Annotated in this window: 16 protein-coding genes and 1 pseudogene; 6 read left to right on the top strand and 11 right to left on the bottom strand. The window is 63.6% G+C overall.

Annotated features, from left to right (window positions below; translation table 11 throughout):
• Positions 1–71: 71 nt before the first annotated feature.
• The 3 genes from M2S36_RS14200 to M2S36_RS14190 form a co-directional block, all read right to left on the bottom strand.
• Positions 72–1,169, bottom strand: a complete 1,098-nt coding sequence (locus M2S36_RS14200) for a polyamine ABC transporter substrate-binding protein (RefSeq protein WP_063912148.1) — start codon at positions 1,167–1,169, stop codon at positions 72–74.
• Positions 1,170–1,339: 170 nt separating this feature from the next.
• On the bottom strand, positions 1,340–2,701 hold the full coding sequence (locus M2S36_RS14195) for an aspartate aminotransferase family protein (protein ID WP_063912149.1): 1,362 nt from the start codon (positions 2,699–2,701) through the stop codon (positions 1,340–1,342).
• Positions 2,702–2,748: 47 nt separating this feature from the next.
• Positions 2,749–4,107: a glutamine synthetase family protein gene (locus tag M2S36_RS14190; RefSeq protein WP_013974708.1), complete on the bottom strand. Its 1,359-nt coding sequence runs from the start codon at positions 4,105–4,107 to the stop codon at positions 2,749–2,751.
• A gap of 41 nt (positions 4,108–4,148) precedes the next feature.
• On the opposite strand from M2S36_RS14190, the gene M2S36_RS14185 reads away from it, so the two are divergent.
• The gene (locus tag M2S36_RS14185; RefSeq protein WP_207837469.1) at positions 4,149–4,409 is read left to right on the top strand and encodes a hypothetical protein; all 261 of its coding nucleotides are present in this window, start codon (positions 4,149–4,151) and stop codon (positions 4,407–4,409) included.
• 272 nt (positions 4,410–4,681) lie between these two features.
• Positions 4,682–6,058 (top strand): glutamine synthetase family protein, encoded by a 1,377-nt coding sequence (locus tag M2S36_RS14180; protein WP_063912151.1) that lies wholly within the window; start codon positions 4,682–4,684, stop codon positions 6,056–6,058.
• Positions 6,059–6,209: 151 nt separating this feature from the next.
• Here M2S36_RS14180 and argA read toward each other — a convergent pair whose 3' ends face one another.
• The gene (argA, locus tag M2S36_RS14175) at positions 6,210–7,508 is read right to left on the bottom strand and encodes an amino-acid N-acetyltransferase (RefSeq protein WP_063912152.1); all 1,299 of its coding nucleotides are present in this window, start codon (positions 7,506–7,508) and stop codon (positions 6,210–6,212) included.
• A 124-nt stretch (positions 7,509–7,632) separates the two neighbouring features.
• Entirely contained in the window at positions 7,633–8,775 is a 1,143-nt protein-coding gene (gene argE / locus M2S36_RS14170; protein WP_333957318.1) for an acetylornithine deacetylase, read from the bottom strand.
• 219 nt (positions 8,776–8,994) lie between these two features.
• Between argE and M2S36_RS14165 the strand changes: the two genes are divergently transcribed.
• Entirely contained in the window at positions 8,995–10,362 is a 1,368-nt protein-coding gene (locus tag M2S36_RS14165; RefSeq protein ID WP_207837464.1) for a CYTH domain-containing protein, read from the top strand.
• A 101-nt stretch (positions 10,363–10,463) separates the two neighbouring features.
• Here M2S36_RS14165 and M2S36_RS14160 read toward each other — a convergent pair whose 3' ends face one another.
• Positions 10,464–10,934 carry an Lrp/AsnC family transcriptional regulator gene (locus M2S36_RS14160; RefSeq protein ID WP_333957317.1) on the bottom strand — a complete coding sequence of 157 codons (471 nt, stop codon included), beginning with the start codon at positions 10,932–10,934 and terminating at the stop codon, positions 10,464–10,466.
• Positions 10,935–11,060: 126 nt separating this feature from the next.
• On the opposite strand from M2S36_RS14160, the gene M2S36_RS14155 reads away from it, so the two are divergent.
• The 3 genes and pseudogenes from M2S36_RS14155 (at position 11,061) to M2S36_RS14145 (ending at position 13,670) form a co-directional block, all read left to right on the top strand.
• The gene (locus M2S36_RS14155) at positions 11,061–11,366 is read left to right on the top strand and encodes a hypothetical protein (RefSeq protein WP_003259353.1); all 306 of its coding nucleotides are present in this window, start codon (positions 11,061–11,063) and stop codon (positions 11,364–11,366) included.
• 214 nt (positions 11,367–11,580) lie between these two features.
• Positions 11,581–13,266: pseudogene (locus M2S36_RS14150) on the top strand (GspE/PulE family protein).
• Positions 13,267–13,355: 89 nt separating this feature from the next.
• Positions 13,356–13,670, top strand: a complete 315-nt coding sequence (locus tag M2S36_RS14145) for a DUF2388 domain-containing protein (protein ID WP_063912157.1) — start codon at positions 13,356–13,358, stop codon at positions 13,668–13,670.
• Positions 13,671–13,789: 119 nt separating this feature from the next.
• Here the strand turns inward: M2S36_RS14145 and gcvP are convergent, their stop codons facing one another.
• The 5 genes from gcvP to M2S36_RS14120 all read right to left on the bottom strand — a co-directional run bounded on the left by gcvP (position 13,790) and on the right by M2S36_RS14120 (position 21,296).
• Complete coding sequence (gene gcvP, locus M2S36_RS14140; RefSeq protein WP_333957314.1) at positions 13,790–16,663, bottom strand: aminomethyl-transferring glycine dehydrogenase; 2,874 nt, start codon at positions 16,661–16,663, stop codon at positions 13,790–13,792.
• A 194-nt stretch (positions 16,664–16,857) separates the two neighbouring features.
• A complete protein-coding gene (gene gcvH, locus M2S36_RS14135; protein ID WP_207837456.1) occupies positions 16,858–17,241 on the bottom strand; it encodes a glycine cleavage system protein GcvH in 384 nt (127 codons plus the stop codon).
• Between the two features lie 51 nt (positions 17,242–17,292).
• The gene (gcvT, locus tag M2S36_RS14130; RefSeq protein WP_207837452.1) at positions 17,293–18,375 is read right to left on the bottom strand and encodes a glycine cleavage system aminomethyltransferase GcvT; all 1,083 of its coding nucleotides are present in this window, start codon (positions 18,373–18,375) and stop codon (positions 17,293–17,295) included.
• Between the two features lie 137 nt (positions 18,376–18,512).
• Positions 18,513–20,135 (bottom strand): ABC transporter permease, encoded by a 1,623-nt coding sequence (locus M2S36_RS14125; RefSeq protein WP_233694035.1) that lies wholly within the window; start codon positions 20,133–20,135, stop codon positions 18,513–18,515.
• Positions 20,136–20,294: 159 nt separating this feature from the next.
• Positions 20,295–21,296 (bottom strand): extracellular solute-binding protein, encoded by a 1,002-nt coding sequence (locus M2S36_RS14120; protein ID WP_063912162.1) that lies wholly within the window; start codon positions 21,294–21,296, stop codon positions 20,295–20,297.
• Positions 21,297–21,454: the final 158 nt, after the last annotated feature.

The raw sequence follows: 21,454 nt of genomic DNA, 5'->3' as shown, positions 1-21,454 counted from the left end.
ATGCCGCAATCATCAATTGCCTTTCACTGGCTCTGGGCCGGGAACCCCGGCCCAGAGGTGCCGCATCGGGCTTATTTGCCCGACTTGATCTTGGTCCAGCTACGGGTGATCACACGCTGGGCAGACGCCTCAGGCGCAGCGATCGCGTACAGCTGCTTCTTCACTTCAGCAGGCGGGTAGATGCTCGGGTCGCTGGTAATCTCTTTGTCCACGAACTGGGTGGCGGCAGCGTTGCCGTTCGGGAAACGCACGGCGTTGGTGATTTCAGCCATGATTTCCGGTTGCATCAGGAAGTTCATGAACTGGTAGGCAGCGTCTTTATGCTCGGCATCTTTAGGGATAGCGACCATGTCGTAGAAGGTACCAGCACCTTCCTTCGGAATGACGTAGTCCACTTTGACCTTGTCGCCGGCTTCGTGGGCACGGGCCTTGGACTGCTCCAGGTCACCCGAGTAACCGACGGCTACGCAGATGTTGCCGTTGGCCATGTCGCCGATGTACTTGGACGAGTGGAAGTAGGTGATCGAAGGACGAATCTTGAGGAACAGGTCCTCGGCGGCCTTCAGGTCTTCCTTCTTGGTGCTGTTGCTCGGCAGGCCCAGGTAGTGCAGCGCAGCCGGCAGCATTTCGGTCGGGGCATCCAGGAAGCTCACGCCGCAGCTCTTGAGCTTGGCGATGTTCTCAGGCTTGAACACCACGTCCCACGAGTCGATCTTGTCCACGCCCAGCGCGGCCTTGACCTTCTCCGGGTTGTAGCCGATGCCGATCGAGCCCCACATGTACGGGAAGGCGTGCTTGTTGTCCTTGTCGCTGGCATCGCCAACGGCCTTGAGCAGGTCGGTGTCGAGGTTCTTCCAGTTCGGCAGCTTGGAACGGTCCAGTTCCTCGTACACGCCAGCCTTGATCTGCTTGGCCAGGAAGTTGTTGGACGGCACCACGATGTCGTAGCCCGACTTGCCGGCCAGCAGCTTGGCTTCGAGGGTTTCGTTGCTGTCGAAGACGTCGTACTTGACCTTGATGCCCGACTGCTTCTCGAACTTGGCGATGGTGTCCGGAGCGATGTAGTCCGACCAGTTGTAGACGTTCAACACCTTGTCTTCAGCCTGAACAGCGGTAGCCATGGCACCCATCAGGGCGGCGGCCAGCAACGTCTTGCCCATTTTATTCATGCGTATTGCTCCAGAATTTTTTATTTAGCCATCTGTTCAGCAGCCAGGACCTACGGTGCAGAGCGCGCGGCGACTGAAACAGTCGCTAGTCTGGCAAGTTACAAGGCTCTGTTTCAAGGAAAGCAGGGCCTTGTAACGACTTAATGTCACATCGCTAGCCTAGCAAACTGTCAGCGGATCGCTTCGAGCGTCAGATCAAGGCATTTACGTGCCTTTTCCACCAGTTCGTCGATCTCCGCGTGGCTGATCACCAGCGGTGGCGCGATGATCATGGTGTCCCCCACCGCGCGCATGATCAGGCCGTTGTCGAAGCAGAAGGTACGGCAGATCATGCCCACGCCCTTGCCTTCGTAACGGCTGCGGGTGGCCTTGTCCTTGACCAGCTCGATCGCGCCGAGCAGGCCCAGGCCGCGTACCTCGCCCACCAGCGGGTGGTCCTGCAGTTCACGCAAACGCTTTTGCAAATACGGTGCCGCTTCGGTGCGCGCCTTCTCGACGATTTTCTCGTCGCGCAGGATGCGCAGGTTTTCCAGGCCCACCGCCGCCGCTACCGGGTGGCCGGAGTAGGTGAAGCCGTGGTTGAAGTCGCCGCCTTCGCTGAGTACCTGGGCCACGGTGTCACGCACGATCACACCGCCCATGGGGATGTAACCGGAAGTCAGGCCCTTGGCGATGGTCATCAGGTCGGGCTTGAGGTCGTAGTAGTCGGAGCCGAACCACTCGCCGGTGCGGCCGAAACCGCAGATCACTTCGTCGGCGACGAACAGGATCTCGTACTTGGCGAGGATCTCCTTGACCTTCGGCCAGTAGGTTTCCGGCGGGATGATCACGCCACCGGCACCCTGGATTGGCTCGGCGATGAAGGCAGCGACGTTGTCTTCGCCGACTTCGAGGATTTTCTTCTCCAATTGCTCGGCCGCCCACACCCCGAATTCATCCGGGGTCATGTCGCCGCCTTCACCGAACCAGTACGGCTGCGGGATATGCACGATGCCCGGAATCGGCAGGCCGCCCTGCTCGTGCATGCCGCTCATGCCGCCCAGGCTGGCACCGGCCACGGTGGAACCGTGGTAACCGTTGATGCGGCCAATGATGGTCTGCTTCTGTGGCTTGCCTTTCAGCGCCCAGTAATGGCGGACCATGCGCAGCACGGTGTCGTTGCCTTCGGAGCCGGAGCCGGTGAAGAACACATGGGTCATGCCTTGCGGCGCCACGTCGGAGATCGCCTTGGCCAGCTCCAGCGCAGGCGGGTGGGCAGTCTGGAAGAACAGGTTGTAGTACGGCAGTTCGCGCATCTGCTTTTCTGCCGCCTGCACCAGTTCTTCACGGCCATAACCCACCGCCACGCACCACAGGCCAGCCATGCCGTCGAGGATCTTGTGCCCCTCGCTATCCCACAAATGCACACCCTGGGCCTTGGTGATGATGCGCGGCCCCTTCTCCTTCAGCTGCTTGTAGTCGCTGAAGGGCGCGAGGTGATGCTCCCCGCTCAGGGTTTGCCATTCACGGGTTTGCGGGTTGTTGACGCTCATGTGCTTCTCCGTTGTTCGACAGCCGCGTCCTGCGGCACCAAGGTTGATCAGACAGCAAACAGCAGGAACTCACGCTCCCAGGAGCTGATGACTCGCTTGAAGTTCTCGTGTTCGGCGCGCTTGGTGGCGACGTAGCCGGTAATGAACTTCTTGCCCAGGTACTGCACCAGCGCACGGCTGTTTTCCATGCGTTCCAGGGCATCTTCGATGGTCAGTGGCAGGCGCAGGTTGCGGCGTTCGTAGCCACGGCCCTGCACCGGCGCGCTGGCGTCGATGCCTTCGACCATGCCGATGTAGCCGCACAGCAGGCTGGCGGCAATGGCCAGGTAAGGGTTGGCGTCGGCGCCCGGCAGGCGGTTCTCGACCCGGCGGCTTTGCGGGCCGGCGTCTGGCACGCGCAAGCCGACAGTACGGTTTTCTTCGCCCCACTCCACGTTCACCGGCGCCGAGGTGTCGGGCAGGAAGCGGCGGAACGAGTTGACGTTGGGCGCGAACAGCGGCAGCGCCTCGGGGATGAACTTCTGCAGGCCACCGATGTGGTGCAGGAACAGTTCGCTCATGCTGCCATCGTCGTTGCTGAAGATATTCTTGCCGGTGGCCACGTCGACCACGCTCTGGTGCAGGTGCATGGCACTGCCTGGCTCGCCGGTCATGGGCTTGGCCATGAAGGTGGCGGCCACGTTGTGCTTGAGCGCAGCCTCGCGCATGGTGCGCTTGAACACCAGGATCTGGTCGGCCAGGTGCAGGGCGTTGCCATGCCGGAAGTTGATCTCCATCTGCGCCGTGCCGTCTTCATGGATCAGCGTGTCGAGGTCCAGCTGCTGCAGTTCGCACCAGTCGTAGACGTCTTCGAACAGTGGATCGAATTCGTTGGCGGCTTCGATCGAGAACGACTGGCGGCCGGTTTCCGGGCGGCCCGAACGGCCTACCGGGGGCTGCAGCGGGAAGTCCGGGTCTTCGCTGCGCTTGGTCAGGTAGAACTCCATCTCCGGCGCGACGATCGGCTGCCAGCCCTTGTCGGCATAGAGCTTGAGGACTTTCTTCAGCACGTTGCGCGGCGACAGCTCTACCGGGTTGCCCTTCTTGTCGTAGGTGTCGTGGATCACCTGGGCGGTCGGCTCGATGGCCCATGGCACCAGGAACACGGCGTTCTCGTCGGGGCGGCAGATCATGTCGATGTCCGCCGGGTCGAGCAGTTCGTAATAGATGTCGTCGTCGACGTAGTCGCCGGTCACGGTCTGCAGCAGCACGCTCTCGGGCAGGCGCATGCCTTTTTCGGCGATGAATTTGTTGGTAGGCGAAATCTTGCCGCGCGTGATGCCGGTCAGGTCACTGATCATGCATTCGACTTCGGTGATCTTGTGCTCTTTCAACCAATCGGTGAGCTGGTCGAGGTTGTTACTCATAAATACCTCAGGAGGTAAGGTGGTCCGCGCACTGATTCTGGATGGAGTACATTGCTAAAGCAAAAACCCCCGCGCAGAGCCACAGTGGATACACTGAAAACAGGTGCGTCCGTAATGAGTTCGAAAGGCAGAAAGACGAAACGAAGGGCGGCAAGCCGCTACGAGGGCAGGTCCGGGAGCGCCAAACGTCAATTATTGCGGCCAGGGCGGCCACGCCATTGACGAAGCTTGCAAAAATGACGGATGTACCTGATGGCACCGCGCAGGCAGTGCTTTCAGGTCGCGGCAAGCGGACCATGTGACCCTCGTATTATTGTGTTCTGGGTTGAGACCGAGCTTAGCCTTGTTCATTTTTTTACACAACACCTCCGTAAAAAATAAAACACGGCTTGTCGGAGATAGCCCTTTCCGCGGGAAATAGCGGATAATGGCTTGCCCCGATATGCAGCAAATCTGCCGTCGATGTGCCATTTCAGGGCATCATGGGGTTGGCTTGACATCAGTTTGTCTTTTCGATTGACTGGTCTTGCAAGCCCCCCTTGATTGATATTTTTGACAACAAAGGTGTTGCATCATGTCGGTACCCCCGCGTGCCGTTCAGCTTAACGAAGCGAACGCGTTCCTTAAGGAACATCCTGAGGTTCTCTACGTTGACCTTCTGATTGCAGATATGAATGGTGTGGTGCGTGGCAAGCGCATAGAGCGCACCAGCCTCCACAAGGTTTACGAGAAAGGCATCAACCTGCCTGCCTCCCTCTTCGCCCTGGATATCAACGGTTCCACCGTCGAAAGCACCGGGCTGGGCCTGGACATCGGCGATGCTGACCGCATCTGCTATCCAATCCCTGACACACTCTGTAACGAGCCGTGGCAAAAGCGCCCTACCGCCCAGTTGCTGATGACCATGCACGAACTCGAAGGCGAGCCGTTCTTCGCCGACCCGCGTGAAGTGCTGCGTCAGGTGGTGAGCAAGTTCACCGAGATGGGCCTGACCATCTGCGCCGCGTTCGAGCTGGAGTTCTACCTGATCGACCAGGAGAACGTGAACGGCCGTCCGCAGCCGCCGCGCTCGCCAATTTCGGGCAAGCGCCCGCAGTCGACCCAGGTGTACCTGATCGACGACCTCGACGAATATGCCGACTGCCTGCAGGACATCCTGGAAGGCGCGAAGGAGCAAGGCATCCCGGCCGACGCCATCGTCAAGGAAAGCGCCCCGGCGCAGTTCGAAGTCAACCTGCACCACGTGGCCGACCCGCTCAAGGCCTGCGACTACGCGGTACTGCTCAAGCGGTTGATCAAGAACATCGCCTACGACCATGAAATGGACACCACCTTCATGGCCAAGCCCTACCCGGGCCAGGCTGGCAACGGCCTGCATGTACACATTTCCGTGCTGGACAAAGATGGCAACAACATCTTCACCAGCGAGGATCCCGAGCAGAACGCCGCGCTACGTCACGCTGTCGGCGGTGTGCTCGAGACCCTGCCCGCGTCCATGGCGTTCCTTTGCCCGAACGTCAACTCGTACCGCCGCTTCGGTGCGCAGTTCTATGTACCGAACGCGCCAAGCTGGGGCCTGGACAACCGCACCGTGGCCCTGCGCGTGCCGACCGGTTCGCCGGACGCCGTGCGCATCGAGCACCGCGTGGCTGGTGCCGACGCCAACCCGTACCTGATGATGGCTGCCGTACTGGCCGGCGTGCACCATGGCCTGACCAACAAGGTCGAGCCGGGTGAGCCGATCGAAGGCAACTCGTACGAGCAGCTGGAGCAGAGCCTGCCGAACAACCTGCGCGATGCCCTGCGCGAGCTGGACGACAGCGAGATCCTGAACAAGTACATCGATCCGAAGTACATCGACATCTTCGTCGCGTGCAAGGAGAGCGAGCTGGAGGAGTTCGAGCATTCGATCTCCGACCTCGAGTACAACTGGTACCTGCACACCGTGTAAACGAAAACGCCGCCCACAAGGGCGGCGTTTTTGTTCGAGATCGGTGTCGCCTGCTTCGCGGGTAAACCCGCTCCCACAGGGACCGCGCCGGCCTCAGGTCCGGTGAAGATCCTGTGGGAGCGGGTTCACCCGCGAAGAGGCCGGTACAGGCTTACAAGGGCTTCTCGAAAATCTTCGAATTGCGCTGGTAGTTGTACAGCGAAGCCCGCGCCGCCGGCAGCCGCTCGACCCCGCTCGGCGCAAACCCGCGTTCGCGGAACCAGTGCGCGGTACGCGTCGTCAGCACGAACAGGGTGTTCAAGCCCAACTGCCGCGCCCGGCTTTCGATGCGCTCCAGCAGCTCGTCGCCACGCCCGCCATGACGGTACTCCGGGTTCACCGCCAGGCACGCCAGCTCGCCGGCGTCGGAATCGGCAATCGGGTACAACGCCGCACAGGCGATGATCATGCCCTCGCGCTCGACCACGCTGAACTGCTCGATCTCCCGCTCCAGCACCTCACGCGAACGGCGCACGAGGATGCCCTGCTCTTCCAGCGGGCTGATCAGCTCCAGCAAACCGCCCACGTCCTCGATGGTCGCCTCGCGCACCACTTCGAACTGCTCCTGCGACACCAGCGTGCCGCCACCACCACGGGTGAACAGTTCGGTCAGCAAGGCGCCGTCCTCGGCATAGCTGACGATATGGCTGCGCGCCACGCCGCCTTTGCAAGCCTCGGCCGCGGCGTCCAGCAGCTCGCCCTGGTAATCGCTGCCCAGGCGCTGCAAATGCGGGGCAACCTGCTGTGGGCGCAGTTCGCGCACCAGCTTGCCGTCCTCGTCCAGCAGGCCCGGCTCGGCGCCGAACAGCAGCAGCTTGTCGGCCCCCAGTTCGATGGCGGCGCGGGTGGCCACGTCTTCGCAGGCCAGGTTGAAGATTTCCCCCGTGGGCGAGTAGCCCAGCGGCGACAACAGCACGATGGAGCGCTCGTCAAGCAGGCGGCTGATGCCCTTGCGGTCGACCCGGCGCACTTCGCCGGTGTGGTGGTAGTCCACGCCTTCGAGCACGCCGATCGGCCGCGCCGTTACCAGGTTGCCGGACGCCACGCGCAGGCGCGAGCCCTGCATCGGCGAAGCGGCGATGTCCATCGACAGGCGTGCCTCGATGGCCAGGCGCAAGGCGCCGACGGCATCGATCACGCAGTCCAGGGTGGCGGCATCAGTGATGCGCATGCCACGGTGGTAGTGCGGGGTCAGGCCGCGATCAGCCAGGCGGCTTTCGATCTGCGGGCGCGAGCCATGCACCAGCACCAGACGCACGCCCAGGCTGTGCAGCAGCACCAGGTCGTGGACGATGTTGCCGAAATTAGGGTGTTCCACCCCATCGCCAGGGAGCATGACCACGAAGGTGCAGTCGCGATGGGCATTGATGTACGGGGAGGCATGACGCAGCCAGTTGACGTAGTCGGGCATGACAGGGCCTGTGGATAAGTGGACGGAGAACGGCGATACAGGGGGCGTTCAGGATCATCGTCGGAACAGGCTTGCGGTCACGCGCGGTCTCCTCTAGGCAGGAACGAATCAGTCCGGTTGACGTTTAGTTCAGGCAATAGTGCCGGATCAGGTCACGCAATAGACGCACGGTAGGCTCGATTCGTGACATTTCAAGGTATTCGCCGGGCTGGTGGGCACAGGCGATGTCGCCGGGGCCCAGCACGATGGTCTGGCAGCCCAGTTGCTGAAGATAAGGCGCTTCGGTGCCGAACGCCACCGCTTCGGCGCGGTGGCCGGTAAGGCGTTCCGCCACTTGCACCAGCTCGGAGTCGGCAGCCTGCTCGAATGGCGGCACCTCCGGGAACAACGGTGCATAGTCGATGCGCACCTCAAAGCGCTCTGCCACGGGCACCAGCTTGGCGCGGATGGCCGCGCGCAGTTGCTCCACGTCCATGCCTGGCAGCGGGCGCAGGTCGAATTCCAGGGCGCACTGGCCGCAGATACGGTTGGGGTTGTCGCCGCCATGGATGCAGCCGAAGTTCATGGTCGGGGTCGGCACGGTGAATTGCGGGTTGCGGTAGGTCTGCTGCCATTGCTGGCGCAAACCCATCAGCTCGCCCATCACTGCGTGCATGGCCTCCATGGCGCTGCGGCCCAGGCTTGGGTCCGAGGAGTGGCCGCTGCGCCCGAGGATGTCGATGCGGTCCATGAGGATGCCCTTGTGCATGCGGATCGGCCGCAGCCCGGTGGGCTCGCCGATCACCGCCGCACGGCCGAGCGGCTGACCGGCCTCGGCCAGGGCACGGGCGCCGGACATGGAGCTTTCTTCGTCACAGGTGGCAAGGATCAGCAGCGGCTGCTTGAAATCGTGCTCCAGCAGTGGGATGACCGCCTCGATGACCAGGGCGAAGAAGCCCTTCATGTCGCAACTGCCCAGGCCGACCCAGCGGCCGTCGGTTTCGGTCAGTTTCAGCGGGTCGCTGGCCCACAGCTGTTCGTCATAAGGCACGGTGTCGCTGTGCCCCGCCAGCACCAGGCCACCCGGGCCAGTGCCACGGCTGGCCAGCAGGTTGAACTTGCCGGGGCTGACCTGGCGAATGTCGCAGTTGAAGCCAAGGTCACCCAGCCAGCCGGCCAGCAGGTCGATGACCAGACGGTTTGACTGGTCCAGCGCAGGCTGGGTGCAACTGACCGAGGGCGCGGCGATCAGGGCGGCGAACTGGTCTTTCAGCGTCGGCAACGGCATGCGCGTACTCCTCGGAAGCGTTGCCCATCATAGCAATGCCGTCCAACCGTGTGGGCTTCTTCGCGGGTAAACCCGCTCCCACAGGGAAAGCGCCGCACCTGGGGGCAGCACAGTACCTGTAGGAGCGGGTTTACCCGCGAAGAAGCCACCACGATCCAACAGACGAGAGCCGACTCCTGTAGACTGCTGGGCAACCACGCCCCCTTCTTCGAGCCTGTGATGCACAAAGAAACCGAACTCAAGCTCCGCGCCAGCCGCGAGACCCTTGCCGCCCTGCGCGAGCACCCTCTGCTGAAAAAGCGCAACAAGTCCGGCTGGCAGACCCGCGAACTGCTCAACCAGTACTTCGACACCCCGGAGCGCGAGCTCTCCGCTGCCCGTGTCGCCCTGCGCCTGCGCCGCGATGGCGAGGCCATCATCCAGACCCTCAAATGCCGCGGCACCAGCGTGGCCGGCCTGTCCGAGCGCAACGAGCACGAATGGCAGCTGGACAAGGTCAAGCTCGACCTGAAGAAGCTCGACGACAGCTGCTGGCCCGCGCAACTGGCCAACCTGGACAAAAAGACCATCAAGCCGCTGTTCACCACCGACTTCAGCCGTGAATACGCCGAAATCGCCTGGGGCCGTGGCAAGAGCAAGGTGGTGATCGAGGCTGCACTGGACCAGGGCTTCGTGATCGCCGGCAAACGCAAGGAAGAAATCTGCGAGCTGGAACTGGAACTGCGCGAAGGTGAACCGCAGGCCCTGCTGGAACTGGCCGCCGAGCTGGCCGCCAGCCTGCCGCTGATGCCATGCGACATCAGCAAGGCCGAGCGTGGCTACCGCCTGCTGGAGCCGGACAGCTACGAGCTGGGCCTGCCGCACACCGAGCTGGAAGCCGAAATGGCCGTGGATGACGCCTACGCCGCACTGGCCTGGCAACTGCTGGGCAGCAGCCAGCGCCTGGCCGAGCAATACCGCCACAACGGCCACTGGCGCCTGCTGCAGGACTGGGTCGAGTGCCTGAGCGAACTGCGTGCGATTACCGCCAGCCTGGGCCAGGCCGCGCCGCGCGCCACCACCCGAGACCTGCGCAACAGCCTCGACGCCCTGCTCGAAGACTGGCGCCCGCTGGTGCAGGCCGGCAACGAAGACGAAGACATCCGCCGCGCCGCCCCAGAGCAGTTCGCCGAAGAGCTGGAAGACGTACGCTGGGGTCAGTTCTCGCTGGAAACCTCGCGCTGGCTGCTGGCCCGTGCCTGGACCGTGGAACGCAAAGGCCGTGGCGAGCGTCAGGGCAAGGCGCAACTGGCCAGCTGGCTGGCGCACCTGCTGGGCGAGGAAGGCCGAGCATTGAAGCTGCCGCTGTACACCCAGCGTCCGGAAGACCTGGCCGAGCAGCTGCCGCGTATCGAACAGCTGCTGGCCTGGCTGCACCATGCCCGTCAGGTGCTGGAAGCGCCGCAGATGGACCGCCTGTATGGCGACCTGAAGAAGCTGCATGAGCTGGCCGAGCAGCCAATCAGCGATGAAGTGCTGGAAGCACGTATCGAACAGGCCCGGGCGGTGGATCAGAGCCGCGGCTGGAAGCACCTGCTCAAGGCTTGATACCGCGTCGTTTTCTTCGCGGGTAAACCCGCTCCCACAGGGCTCGCGCTGCTCTCTGGCTCACTGATATCCCTGTGGGAGCGGGTTTACCCGCGAATGCCTCAACGCGACAGTGGCAGGCTGGTGGTGGACTTGATCTCCGACAACGCCACGATCGAGTTCACCTCCTGAATCCCCGGCACGTTCGACAGTTTTTCGAAGAAGAACCGTTCATAAGCCTCGATATCCGGGGTGACGATGCGCAATAGAAAGTCCACCGACCCCATCAGCACATAGCACTCCAGCACCTCTGGAAACCCGCGGATCGCCTCGGTGAACTCGGTGAAGTTGGAACGCCCATGGGCGTTCAGTTTTACCTCGGCGAAAATCTGCGTGTTCAGGCCGACCTTCTTGCGATCCAGCAAGGTCACCTGCCCGCGAATCACCCCCTCCTCCTTCAACCGCTGGATACGCCGCCAGCACGGCGATTGCGACAACCCCACGCATTCGGCGATCTGCGCGCTGGACAGCGAAGCGTCCTCCTGCAGCAGTTCGAGGATACGGCGGTCGTAGGCGTCCAGCTCGCTTTGCATTAATAATTCTCCTTGGCAGCACCGCACGAATAGAACAATTCGCCAATAAAGCGAAACGATCAAATCATAGCGAAAAAATACCGCCACCAACGTGCAAGAATTTCTCCCACACTTGCGGAGACCGACATGAACGCACAGCCTCGTACCGACGCCTGGGCCGCCAGCAGCGCCCACAGCACCGTGCACTATCGCCTGCAGGCCGAGGCCGAGCCTGACAGCCTGTGCCGGGTGCTCAACCTGTTTGCCCTGCAGTTCCTGACCCCACACAGCGTGCAGGTCAGCCAGCAGGATGACTGGCTGGATATCGAAGTTGGCATCGGTGGCCTTAGCTGGCACCGGGCCGAGGTGATTGCGCAGAAACTGCGTAACCTGGTGTGTGTGGGCGAGGTGAGCCTGAGCAACCTGCAGCGGGTGGAGCTGGCGGTGGTCTGAACCATGCTCGGTGCTTTTCCCGGCCTCTTCGCGGGTAAACCCGCTCCCACAGGTACTGCACAACATTCAGGTTTGTGCGGTCCTGTGGGAGCGGGTTTACCCGCGAAATGGCCGGGACAAGCAAAGCAAAATCCCGAAACCCTTCATCCATATTGACCCTCCCTCGCCCGGCTACCCTTGATCAGCACTCCCCTATCAGGCACGGACGCCAACCATGCACACCCCCGACAACCCGGCACTCGACCTCAAACGCGTGCTCCAGGCCCTGCTCATGGACGAGCACCTGCACGCCAACGACACCCTGCAGGTACTCGAACACGCCGCCACCCACCCAACCACTCACCCGCTGGAGCAGATCGCCGCCTGCGCCCTGGAAGACCGCAGACAACCTGGTCAGCCCCTGGACCTGGACCGCCTCTGCCAATGGCTGGCCAACAAGGTCGGCCAGCCCTACCTGCGCATCGACCCGCTGCAACTGGACCTGCCCCAGGTCACCGGCCTGATGGCCCCGGCCTTCGCCCAGCGCCATGGCATCCTCATCGTCGCCGCCGACACCTCCAGCGTCACCGTCGCCAGCGCCCAGCCCTACCAGGATGACTGGCAGGCCGATCTCTCCCGCAGCCTGGGCCGGCCGATCCATCGCGTGCTGGCCAGCCCGCTGCAGATCCGCCAGGCAGGGCAGTCGTTCCACCGCCTGGCCCAATCGGTAAAGAGCGCGCAATCCCAGCAGTCAGCCAGCCTGGGCGAACTCCAGCAGCTGCTGGAGCTGGGCAAGCGCCAGGCCGAGGCCAGCGCGGACGACGCGCACATCGTGCATATCGTCGACTGGCTGCTGCAGTACGCCATCGAGCAGCGCGCCAGTGATATCCACCTGGAGCCACGCCGCGAGCAAGGCCAGCTGCGCTACCGCATCGACGGCCTGCTGCACAGCATCTATGCCTTTCCCGTCGGGGTAACCCTGGCGCTGGTCAGCCGCCTGAAACACCTGGGGCGCATGGATGTCGCAGAAAAACGCCGGCCGCAGGATGGCCGGCTGCTAAGCCGCCTGCCTGGCGGTGGTGAAGTAGAACTGCGGCTGTCGACCCTGCCGACCCCGTACGGCGAAAAACTGGTGCTGCGCCTGTTCGACCCTCATCAGTTGCAGGAAGGCTTCGAACGGCTCGGCCTGGAAGGGCCACAACTGGACCAGTGGCAAGGCCTGCTGCGCCAGCGCCAGGGCATCATCCTGGTCACCGGCCCCACCGGTTCCGGCAAGACCAGCACGCTGTACGCCAGCCTCAAGCTGCTGGCCACGCCGCAAGTCAACCTGTGCACCATCGAAGACCCGATCGAGCGCCTGGAACCCGCCTTCAACCAGTTGCAGGTGCAGCCCGCCCTCGACCTGGGTTTTGCCAACGGGGTGCGGGCCATGCTGCGCCAGGACCCGGACATCATCATGATTGGCGAAATCCGCGACCGCGAAACTGCCCTGGTGGCGGTGCAGGCGGCCCTGACCGGGCACCTGGTGCTGTCGACCCTGCATACCAACGACGCCTGCGGTGCAATCACCCGCCTTCAGGAACTGGGTGTGGCCGACTACCTGATAAAGGCGACGCTGGTCGGGGTCATGGCCCAGCGGTTGGTGCGCACACTGTGCGCGGATTGCCAGGGTGAGGCAGCGGTGCCCGGTGGCCAGCCGTGCCGCACCTGTCGCGGCACCGGGTTCCACGGCCGCACGGGGTTGTTCGAGCTGCTGGTGCCCAGCGACAGCCTGCGCGCCTAGATAGGCCCGGGCAGCGAGCTGGCCAGTTTGCGGCGTCAGGCCGTAGCTGATGGATTGCTTGATCTGCGCCGCTGCGGCGAGGCCAAAGTGGCCAGCGGGCAGACCTGTGCAGAGGAAGTGCTACGGGCTTGTTCCTGAGCAAAAATCCTTTGTATTCAAGGAACTTGCAGCCCTGTAGCAGGATCAAACCGCGCATCTTCAACCCTCACCCTTCGAGGTGTTTCAACATGCGTGTCAAAACCGCCATCGCTGCTGCTGCCTTGCTTTCGCTACCTATCGGCTCGGCCATGGCCGATACCTTCTGGCGTAACGTGATGACTACCGGTGCTACCACGGCATCGAGCTATCTGACCTCCGGGGATCACAAGCTGGTGATGGCGGCGCAGGATGACGCCGGCAGCTTCGTGGCCAGCGAAGGCGCAATCCGCGGGCCGTTCCTTGAAGCGGCGATTCGCCAGGCCCGCGCGGAGAACCCGGGGATGCAGGCTTCCGACATGGAACTGGCCAATGCCATCCTGGCCAAGAATGCGGTAGCCGAGTAACCGCGTCGCCTGCTTCGCGGGTGAACCCGCTCCCACAGGTATTGCGCAGTACTCAAAACTTGTACAAGCCTTGTGGGAGCGGGTTTACCCGCGAAGAGGCCGGCAAAGGCAAATTACAATTAGCGATAAGCCTCCACCGGCACACAAGCACAGAAGAGATTCCTGTCCCCATACACGTTGTCGACCCGGTTCACCGCTGGCCAGTACTTGTGCTGGCGCACGTGAGCACTGGGCGCCACCGCCTGCTCCAGGCTGTAGGGCCTGTCCCACACCGCCAGCACATCGGCCAGGGTATGCGGCGCATGCTTGAGCGGATTGTTCTCCGCCGGCCAGTTGCCCTCCTGCACTTCGCCAATTTCCGCCCGAATCGCCAGCATTGCCTCGACGAAACGGTCCAGCTCGGCTTTCGATTCACTCTCGGTCGGCTCGACCATCAGCGTGCCCGGTACCGGGAACGACATGGTCGGCGCGTGGAAGCCATAGTCCATCAGGCGCTTGGCCACGTCCTCTTCGCTGATGCCGGTCAGCTCCTTCAGCGGCCGCAGGTCGAGGATGCACTCATGCGCCACCCGCTGGTTGCGCCCGCGGTACAGCACCGGGAAGGCACCCCCCAGCTGGCTGGCCAGGTAGTTGGCCGAGAGGATCGCCACCTCGCTGGCATCGGCCAGCTGCGGGCCCATCATGGCTATGTACATCCAGCTGATCGGCAGGATGCTCGCACTGCCCCAGGGCGCGGCGCTGACCGCGCTGTTGTTCGGGTCCAGGCCGGGCACCGGCACCACCGGGTGGCTGGCGACGAACGGCTTGAGGTGCGCGCCGATACCGATCGGGCCCATGCCCGGGCCACCACCGCCGTGGGGGATGCAGAAGGTCTTGTGCAGGTTCATGTGCGAAACGTCGGCGCCGATATCCGCCGGCCGTGCCAGCCCCACCTGGGCATTGAGGTTGGCGCCGTCCATGTACACCTGGCCACCGTGCTGGTGGACCACTTCGCAGATTTCGCGAATACCCTCTTCATACACGCCATGGGTCGACGGGTAAGTGACCATCAGGCACGACAAACGGTCCCCGGCCGCGTGAGCCTTGGCCTTGAGGTCTGCCAGGTCAACGTTGCCATCATCGTCGCAATCGACAATCACCACCTCCATGCCGGCCATTTGCGCCGACGCCGGGTTGGTGCCGTGGGCCGACGACGGGATCAGGCACAGGGTACGTTGCGGCTGGTGGCGGCTGCGGTGGTAGCGGGTAATGGCCATCAGGCCGGCGTACTCACCCTGGGCACCAGAGTTGGGCTGCATGCAGATGGCATCGAAGCCGGTAATGGCGCACAGCCAGCTTTCCAGTTCGTCGATCATCGCCTTGTAGCCGGTGGCCTGGGCCGCCGGAGCAAACGGGTGCAGCTGGGCAAAGCCAGGCCAGGTGATAGGGATCATCTCGCTGGTGGCGTTGAGCTTCATGGTGCAAGAGCCCAGCGGGATCATCGACTGGTTCAGCGCCAGGTCCTTGTTCTCCAGCTGCTTGAGGTAGCGCAGCATCTCGGTTTCGCTGTGGTGCAGGTTGAACACCGGGTGGGCCAGGAACGGCGTGCGCCGCACCAGGCTGGCAGGGATGCCTTCGGGCAGGGCCAACTGGTCGAGTGCAGCGATATCCAGGCCGTGGTCCACCCCCAGGAAGATGTCGAACAGGCGCAGCACCGTCTGCTCCGAGCAGGTCTCGTCCAGGCTCACGCCCAGGTGCCCGCGGCCGAGGATGCGCAGGTTGATCTGCGCGGCTTCGGCACTTTCGATGATGGCCGCCTGGGTGCCGCCGACGTCCAGGGTGAGGGTGTCGAAGAAATGCTGGTTGAGGCGCTTGATGCCCTTGGCTTCGAGGCCGGCGGCCAGGATGAAGGTCAGCCGGTGCACACGCTGGGCAATGCGCTGCAGGCCTTCCGGGCCGTGGTACACCGCGTAGAAGCCGGCAATGTTGGCCAGCAGCACCTGAGCCGTGCAGATGTTGGAGTTGGCCTTCTCGCGGCGAATATGCTGCTCGCGGGTCTGCAGGGCCATGCGCAGCGCGGTGTTGCCACGGGCATCGCGCGACACGCCGATGATGCGCCCCGGCATGGCCCGCTTGTAGTCATCGCGGCAGGCGAAATAGGCCGCGTGGGGGCCGCCATAGCCCATCGGCACGCCAAAGCGCTGGGTCGAGCCCAGCACCACATCGGCGCCCAGCTCCCCGGGCGGTGCCAGCACCACCAGGCTGAGCAGGTCGGCGGCGACGCAGGCCAGGGCATGCTGGCTGTGCAAATGGTCGATCAGCGGGCGCAGGTCGCGTACCTCGCCGTGGGTGTCCGGGTACTGCAGCAAGGCACCGAAAACTGCGTGTTTGCCAAGGTTATCCACAGAGTCGACGATCAGCTCGAAGCCAAAGCCCTCGGCGCGGGTCTTGAGTACTGACAGGGTCTGCGGGTGACAGTGTTCGTCGGCGAAAAAAGCGTTGCTCTTGTTGCGCGCCACTCGCTTGGCCAAGGCCATGGCCTCGGCGGCGGCGGTGGCTTCGTCGAGTAGCGAGGCATTGGCCAGGGCCAGCCCGGTGAGGTCGATGACCATCTGCTGGAAGTTCAGCAGCGCCTCCAGCCGGCCTTGGGCAATTTCGGGCTGATAGGGGGTATAGGCGGTGTACCAGCCGGGGTTTTCCAGCACGTTGCGCAGAATGACCGTGGGGGTGATGGTGCCGTGGTAGCCCATGCCGATCAGGCTGGTCCAGACCTGGTTCTGCCCGGCGTAGCCGGCGAGCTTGGCCAGGGCGGCCTGTTCGTCCAGCGCCGGCGGCAGGTCGAGGGGGCGATTGAGGCGGATGTCTGGCGGTACGGTCTGCTCGATCAGCTCACTGCGGCTGGCGACACCCAGCGCGTTGAGCATGGCCTGCTGCTCCGCGGCATCGGGGCCCAGATGGCGACGCAGGAAAGGGTTGAGCTCTTGCAGTTGATGCAGGGATGGCGACTGGGACATGACGACGCTCTCTTCCTGGAACAGCTCTCATGGAGACTTACAAGTCTAGGAAGGGATTGCCGATTTTGCGGGGAAAGTTGCTTGCAGGCCCGGCCTCTTCGCGGCTAAAGCCGCTCCCACAGGGACCGCACAGGTATCAGACGCTATGCAGTACCTGTGGGAGCGGCTTTAGCCGCGAAGAAGGCGACGCGGTCTTACTCGCCGATCAAAGCCTTGTAGCCAGCAGCATCCAGCAGCTTGTCCAGCTCGGCCGGGTTGCTTGGCTTGAGCTTGAAGATCCACGACTCGTAAGGTTCTTCGTTGAGCAGTTCAGGGCTGTCGGCCAGCTCTTCGTTGACCGCGATCACTTCGCCGGCGACCGGGGCATAGATGTCCGAAGCGGCTTTGACCGACTCGACCACACCGGCAGCATCGCCAGCGCCAAACACCTTGCCGACTTCGGCCAGCTCGACGAACACCACGTCACCCAGGGCTTCCTGAGCGTGGTCGCTGATACCCACGGTCACGGTGCCATCGGCTTCCAGGCGAGCCCACTCGTGGCTTTCGGCAAAACGCAGGTCGGCGGGGATATTGCTCATGTCTTGAATTCCTCGATTGGCTCAGCGGTACGCCCGCCGGTTAAAAATTGTTCAGATCAGGATCTTGCCGTGGCGCACGAAGGTCGGTTTGACCACCCGCACCGGGTACCACTTGCCGCGGATTTCCACCTCGGCCCGGTCGCCGGTGGCCATGGGCACGCGGGCAAGGGCAATGGACTTGCTCAGCGTAGGCGAGAAACTACCACTGGTGATCTCTCCTTCGCCAATCCCGGCCACACGCACCACCTGATGGGCACGCAGCACGCCGCGCTCCTCCAGCACCAGGCCGACCAGTTTTTCCTGCACGCCCTGTTCGATTTCCGCCAGCAGACCGGCGCGACCGATGAAGTCACGCTCGGCCGGCTCCCAGGCGATGCTCCAGCCCAGGTTGGAGGTGAGCGGGGTGTGAGTTTCGTCGATATCCTGGCCGTACAGGTTCATGCCAGCTTCCAGGCGCAAGGTGTCGCGGGCGCCCAGGCCGCTGGGGGCGATGCCTGCGCCGACCAGGTCGTTGAAGAAGGCCACGGCCTGCTCGCCCGGGAGCATGATTTCCAGGCCATCTTCACCGGTATAGCCGGTGCGGGCAATGAACCAGTCACCTTCGGCAACACCTTCGAACGGGCGCAGTTCGCGGATCAGCGCCGCGCGCGCGGGGCTGAGCAGGGCCGCGACCTTTTCGCGGGCATGCGGGCCCTGGATGGCAAGAATGGCCAGGTCGGAGCGGACCTGGAAGTCCACGGCAAAGCCCTCGCGCTGCAGTTGCAGCCAGTCGAGCACTTTGGTCCGGGTGGCAGCGTTGGTGACCAGGCGGTAGCCGAGTTCCGTGCGGTAGACGATCAGGTCGTCGATCACCCTGCCCTGTGCCTGCAACAGCAGGCTGTACAGCGCCTTGCCGGTGTCGTCGAGGCGGGCCACGTCGTTGGCCAGCAGACGCTGCAACCAGACAGTGGCGTCGCAGCCATCGACATCGATCACGGTCATGTGGGAAACATCGAACACCCCACAATCGCTGCGCACCTGATGGTGCTCCTCGACCTGCGAGCCATAGTGCAGGGGCATGTCCCAGCCACCGAAATCGACCGTTTTGGCGCCAAGCGCCAGGTGCAGGTCATACAAAAGCGTGCGCTGTCCCATGGGTTTCTCCTTCCGGGCGTGGCGAAGCGGCGGCGGTCGATGACATTGGGTCGTCAGCTTTTCTTATCAGCTTTTGTTGCAGACACCCGCCGCGCGAGTGCCGCGCATTGTAGCCGCAAGGGCGCCAGCTGGCACCCTCAGTGACTGTGACCGGGTCGACGTGCCGAACGGCGGATCAGGCCGATGACCGGCAGCAAGCCCACCAGCACCAGGGTCAGGGCCGGCAGCGATGCACGCGCCCACTCACCCTCGCTGGTCATCTCGAATACCCGTACCGCCAGGGTGTCCCAGCCGAACGGGCGCATCAGCAAGGTGGCCGGCATTTCCTTGAGCACGTCGACGAACACCAGCAAGGCGGCGCTGAGGGCGCCAGGCACCAGCAGCGGCAGATACACCTTGAAAAACAATCCCGCGCCACCGACGCCCAGGCTACGGGATGCCTCGGGCAATGACGGGCGGATACGCTCCAGGCTGCTCTCCAGCGGCCCGTAGGCCACTGCGATGAAACGCACCAGGTAGGCCAGCAGCAAGGCGGCCAGGCTGCCCAGCAGCAGCGGTTTGCCGGCACCACCCAGCCAGCTGGACAGCGGGATGACCAGATGATTGTCGAGGTAACTGAAGGCCAGCATGATCGACACCGCCAGCACCGAGCCGGGCAAGGCATAGCCCAGGTTGGCCAGGCCGACCCCGGCGCGGATCCCGCCCGTCGGCGCCTGGCGCCGGGCAAAGGCCAGCAGCAACGCCACGCACACCGTGACCAGCGCCGCCATGCCGCCCAGGTACAGGGTGTGCAGCACCAGGCCGACATAGCGCTCGTCCAGGTCATGCCGGCCGCGCTGCCAGAACCACGCCAGCAGTTGCAGCAACGGGATGACAAAGGCACAGGCAAACACCAGCAGGCACCAGCCACTGGCCAGCAATGCCTTTACCCCGCGCAGGTGATACAGCGCCTGCCCGCGCGGCCGCTCGTTGCCGCTGCGGCTGGCCCCCCTGGCGCGGCGCTCGCCATACAGCACCAGCATCACCGCCAGCAGCAACAGGCTGGCCAGCTGGGCCGCGCTGGACAGGCTGAAGAAGCCGTACCAGGTCTTGTAGATGGCCGTGGTGAAGGTGTCGAAGTTGAACACCGCCACCGCGCCGAAGTCGGCCAGGGTTTCCATCAGGGCCAGGGCAATACCGGCACCGACCGCAGGCCGAGCCATGGGCAGGGCCACGCGCCAGAACGCTTGCAGCGGGGACAGCCCCAGCACCCGCGCCGCTTCCATCAGGCCCTTGCCCTGGGCCAGGAATGCGGTGCGCGCCAGCAGGTAGACATACGGGTAGAACACCAGCACCAGGACGACGATCACCCCGCCGGTGGAGCGCACCCGCGGCAGGCGCATCGGCCCGAACACCTCGCGCAGGGCACTTTGTACCGGGCCGGCAAAATCGAGCAGGCCGACGAAGACGAACGCCAGCACGTACGCTGGGATGGCGAACGGCAGCATCAGCGCCCAGTCCAGCCAGCGCCGGCCGGGGAACTCGCAGAGGCTGGTGAGCCAGGCCAGGCTGACGCCCAGCACGGTGACGCCAATGCCCACGCCTGCTACCAGGGTCAGGGTATTGCCCAGCAGGCGGCTCATCTGGGTGTCGAGCAGGTGCGACCAGATCTGCAGGTCGATCGATTGCCAGGACAGCAGCAGTACGCTCAGGGGCAGGAGCACCAGGGCGGCGATCAGGGCGACCGGGAGGTACCAGCGGCGTTGGGGGGTGTGGGGCAAGGCTTGATTCTCGATTGCGATGGCGACCGCTGCGCGGTCGTTCGCGGGTGAACCCGCTCCCACAGGACCTGCACTGCCTTTGAGTGTTGTGCGGTCCTGTGGGAGCGGGTTTACCCGCGAAAGGGCCCTTGCAGGCCCCGGAAGGATAAAGCCTGGCGCTTAGTTCCAGCCAGCCCGATCCATCAAGCGAATCGCTTCAGCCTGGCGCTTGCCGGCAATTTCCACCGGAATGCTGTCAGCCTTGAAGCTGCCCCACGCCGCGACTTCGTCCGATGGCTTGACCTTCGGGTTGGCCGGGAACTCCTGGTTGATGTCGGCGAACAGCTTCTGTGCTTCCTCGCCTGTCATCCACTCCACCAGCTTTTTCGCCGCCTCCGGGTGTGGCGCATGCTTGGTCAGGCCGATGCCCGACAGGTTCACGTGCACGCCGCGGTCACCCTGGTTGGGCCAGAAGATCTTCACCGGCAGTTTCGGGTTCTGGTTGTGCAGGCGGCCGTAGTAGTAAGTGTTGACCACGCCCACGTCGCACTGGCCGGCTTCGATGGCCTGGATCACCGCGTTGTCGTCGGAGAATACGTCGGTGGACAGGTTGTTGACCCAGCCTTTGACGATCTGCTCGGTCTTCGCCTCGCCGTGGGTCTCGATCAGGGTGGCGGTCAGCGACTGGTTGTACACCTTCTTCGCCGTGCGCAGGCACAGGCGGCCTTCCCACTGCTTGTCAGCCAGGGCTTCGTAGGTGCTCAGCTCTTGCGGCTTGACCCGTTCGGTGGAGTAGATGATGGTGCGGGCGCGCAGGCTCAGACCGGTCCAGTCGTGGGACGAGGCACGGTACTGCGGCGGGATGTTCTGGTCGATGATGTCGGACTTGATCGGCTGCAGGATGCCCATTTGCTCGGCCTGCCACAGGTTGCCGGCATCGACGGTCAGCAGCAGGTCGGCCACACCGTTGTCGCCCTCGGCCTTGATGCGCTGCATCAGTGGGGCTTCCTTGTCGGTGATGAACTTGATCTTGACCCCGGTCTTGGCGGTATAGGCATCGAACACCGGCTTGATCAGCTCGTCGATGCGCGAGGAGTACACCACCACTTCGTCCGCTGCCTGGGCGGTGCCGCCGAACAGGGTCAGGGCCAAGGCGGCCAGTAGGGGCTTGCGTGGCAACATGGAAAGCACTCCTCGGATCGTATGAGAGGCGCAAATGGTAGTGAATCCCATTTTCCGACTCATCTACATAGGCGTTACCGGATGTTGCAGAGGGGGCTGCTGTGCAGCCCATCGCGACACAAGGCCGCTCCCACAAGAGTGAGGTGCGCCCCATTTGT

The organism is Pseudomonas sp. SF2 (assembly GCF_036858055.1).
In the GTDB taxonomy this organism is placed as follows: domain Bacteria; phylum Pseudomonadota; class Gammaproteobacteria; order Pseudomonadales; family Pseudomonadaceae; genus Aquipseudomonas.
Note: the sequence above shows the minus strand (reverse complement) of the source record. Positions and strands in the feature narration are given on the sequence as shown.

What these genes read in the sequence shown, in the direction of transcription:
- M2S36_RS14200 (WP_063912148.1), bottom strand. Translation starts at nt 1,169, where the DNA reads ATGAATAAAATGGGCAAGACGTTGCTGGCCGCCGCCCTGATGGGTGCC.
- M2S36_RS14195 (WP_063912149.1), bottom strand. Translation starts at nt 2,701, where the DNA reads ATGAGCGTCAACAACCCGCAAACCCGTGAATGGCAAACCCTGAGCGGG.
- M2S36_RS14190 (WP_013974708.1), bottom strand. Translation starts at nt 4,107, where the DNA reads ATGAGTAACAACCTCGACCAGCTCACCGATTGGTTGAAAGAGCACAAG.
- M2S36_RS14185 (WP_207837469.1), top strand. Translation starts at nt 4,149, where the DNA reads ATGGAGTACATTGCTAAAGCAAAAACCCCCGCGCAGAGCCACAGTGGA.
- M2S36_RS14180 (WP_063912151.1), top strand. Translation starts at nt 4,682, where the DNA reads ATGTCGGTACCCCCGCGTGCCGTTCAGCTTAACGAAGCGAACGCGTTC.
- argA (WP_063912152.1), bottom strand. Translation starts at nt 7,508, where the DNA reads ATGCCCGACTACGTCAACTGGCTGCGTCATGCCTCCCCGTACATCAAT.
- argE (WP_333957318.1), bottom strand. Translation starts at nt 8,775, where the DNA reads ATGCCGTTGCCGACGCTGAAAGACCAGTTCGCCGCCCTGATCGCCGCG.
- M2S36_RS14165 (WP_207837464.1), top strand. Translation starts at nt 8,995, where the DNA reads ATGCACAAAGAAACCGAACTCAAGCTCCGCGCCAGCCGCGAGACCCTT.
- M2S36_RS14160 (WP_333957317.1), bottom strand. Translation starts at nt 10,934, where the DNA reads ATGCAAAGCGAGCTGGACGCCTACGACCGCCGTATCCTCGAACTGCTG.
- M2S36_RS14155 (WP_003259353.1), top strand. Translation starts at nt 11,061, where the DNA reads ATGAACGCACAGCCTCGTACCGACGCCTGGGCCGCCAGCAGCGCCCAC.
- M2S36_RS14145 (WP_063912157.1), top strand. Translation starts at nt 13,356, where the DNA reads ATGCGTGTCAAAACCGCCATCGCTGCTGCTGCCTTGCTTTCGCTACCT.
- gcvP (WP_333957314.1), bottom strand. Translation starts at nt 16,663, where the DNA reads ATGTCCCAGTCGCCATCCCTGCATCAACTGCAAGAGCTCAACCCTTTC.
- gcvH (WP_207837456.1), bottom strand. Translation starts at nt 17,241, where the DNA reads ATGAGCAATATCCCCGCCGACCTGCGTTTTGCCGAAAGCCACGAGTGG.
- gcvT (WP_207837452.1), bottom strand. Translation starts at nt 18,375, where the DNA reads ATGGGACAGCGCACGCTTTTGTATGACCTGCACCTGGCGCTTGGCGCC.
- M2S36_RS14120 (WP_063912162.1), bottom strand. Translation starts at nt 21,296, where the DNA reads ATGTTGCCACGCAAGCCCCTACTGGCCGCCTTGGCCCTGACCCTGTTC.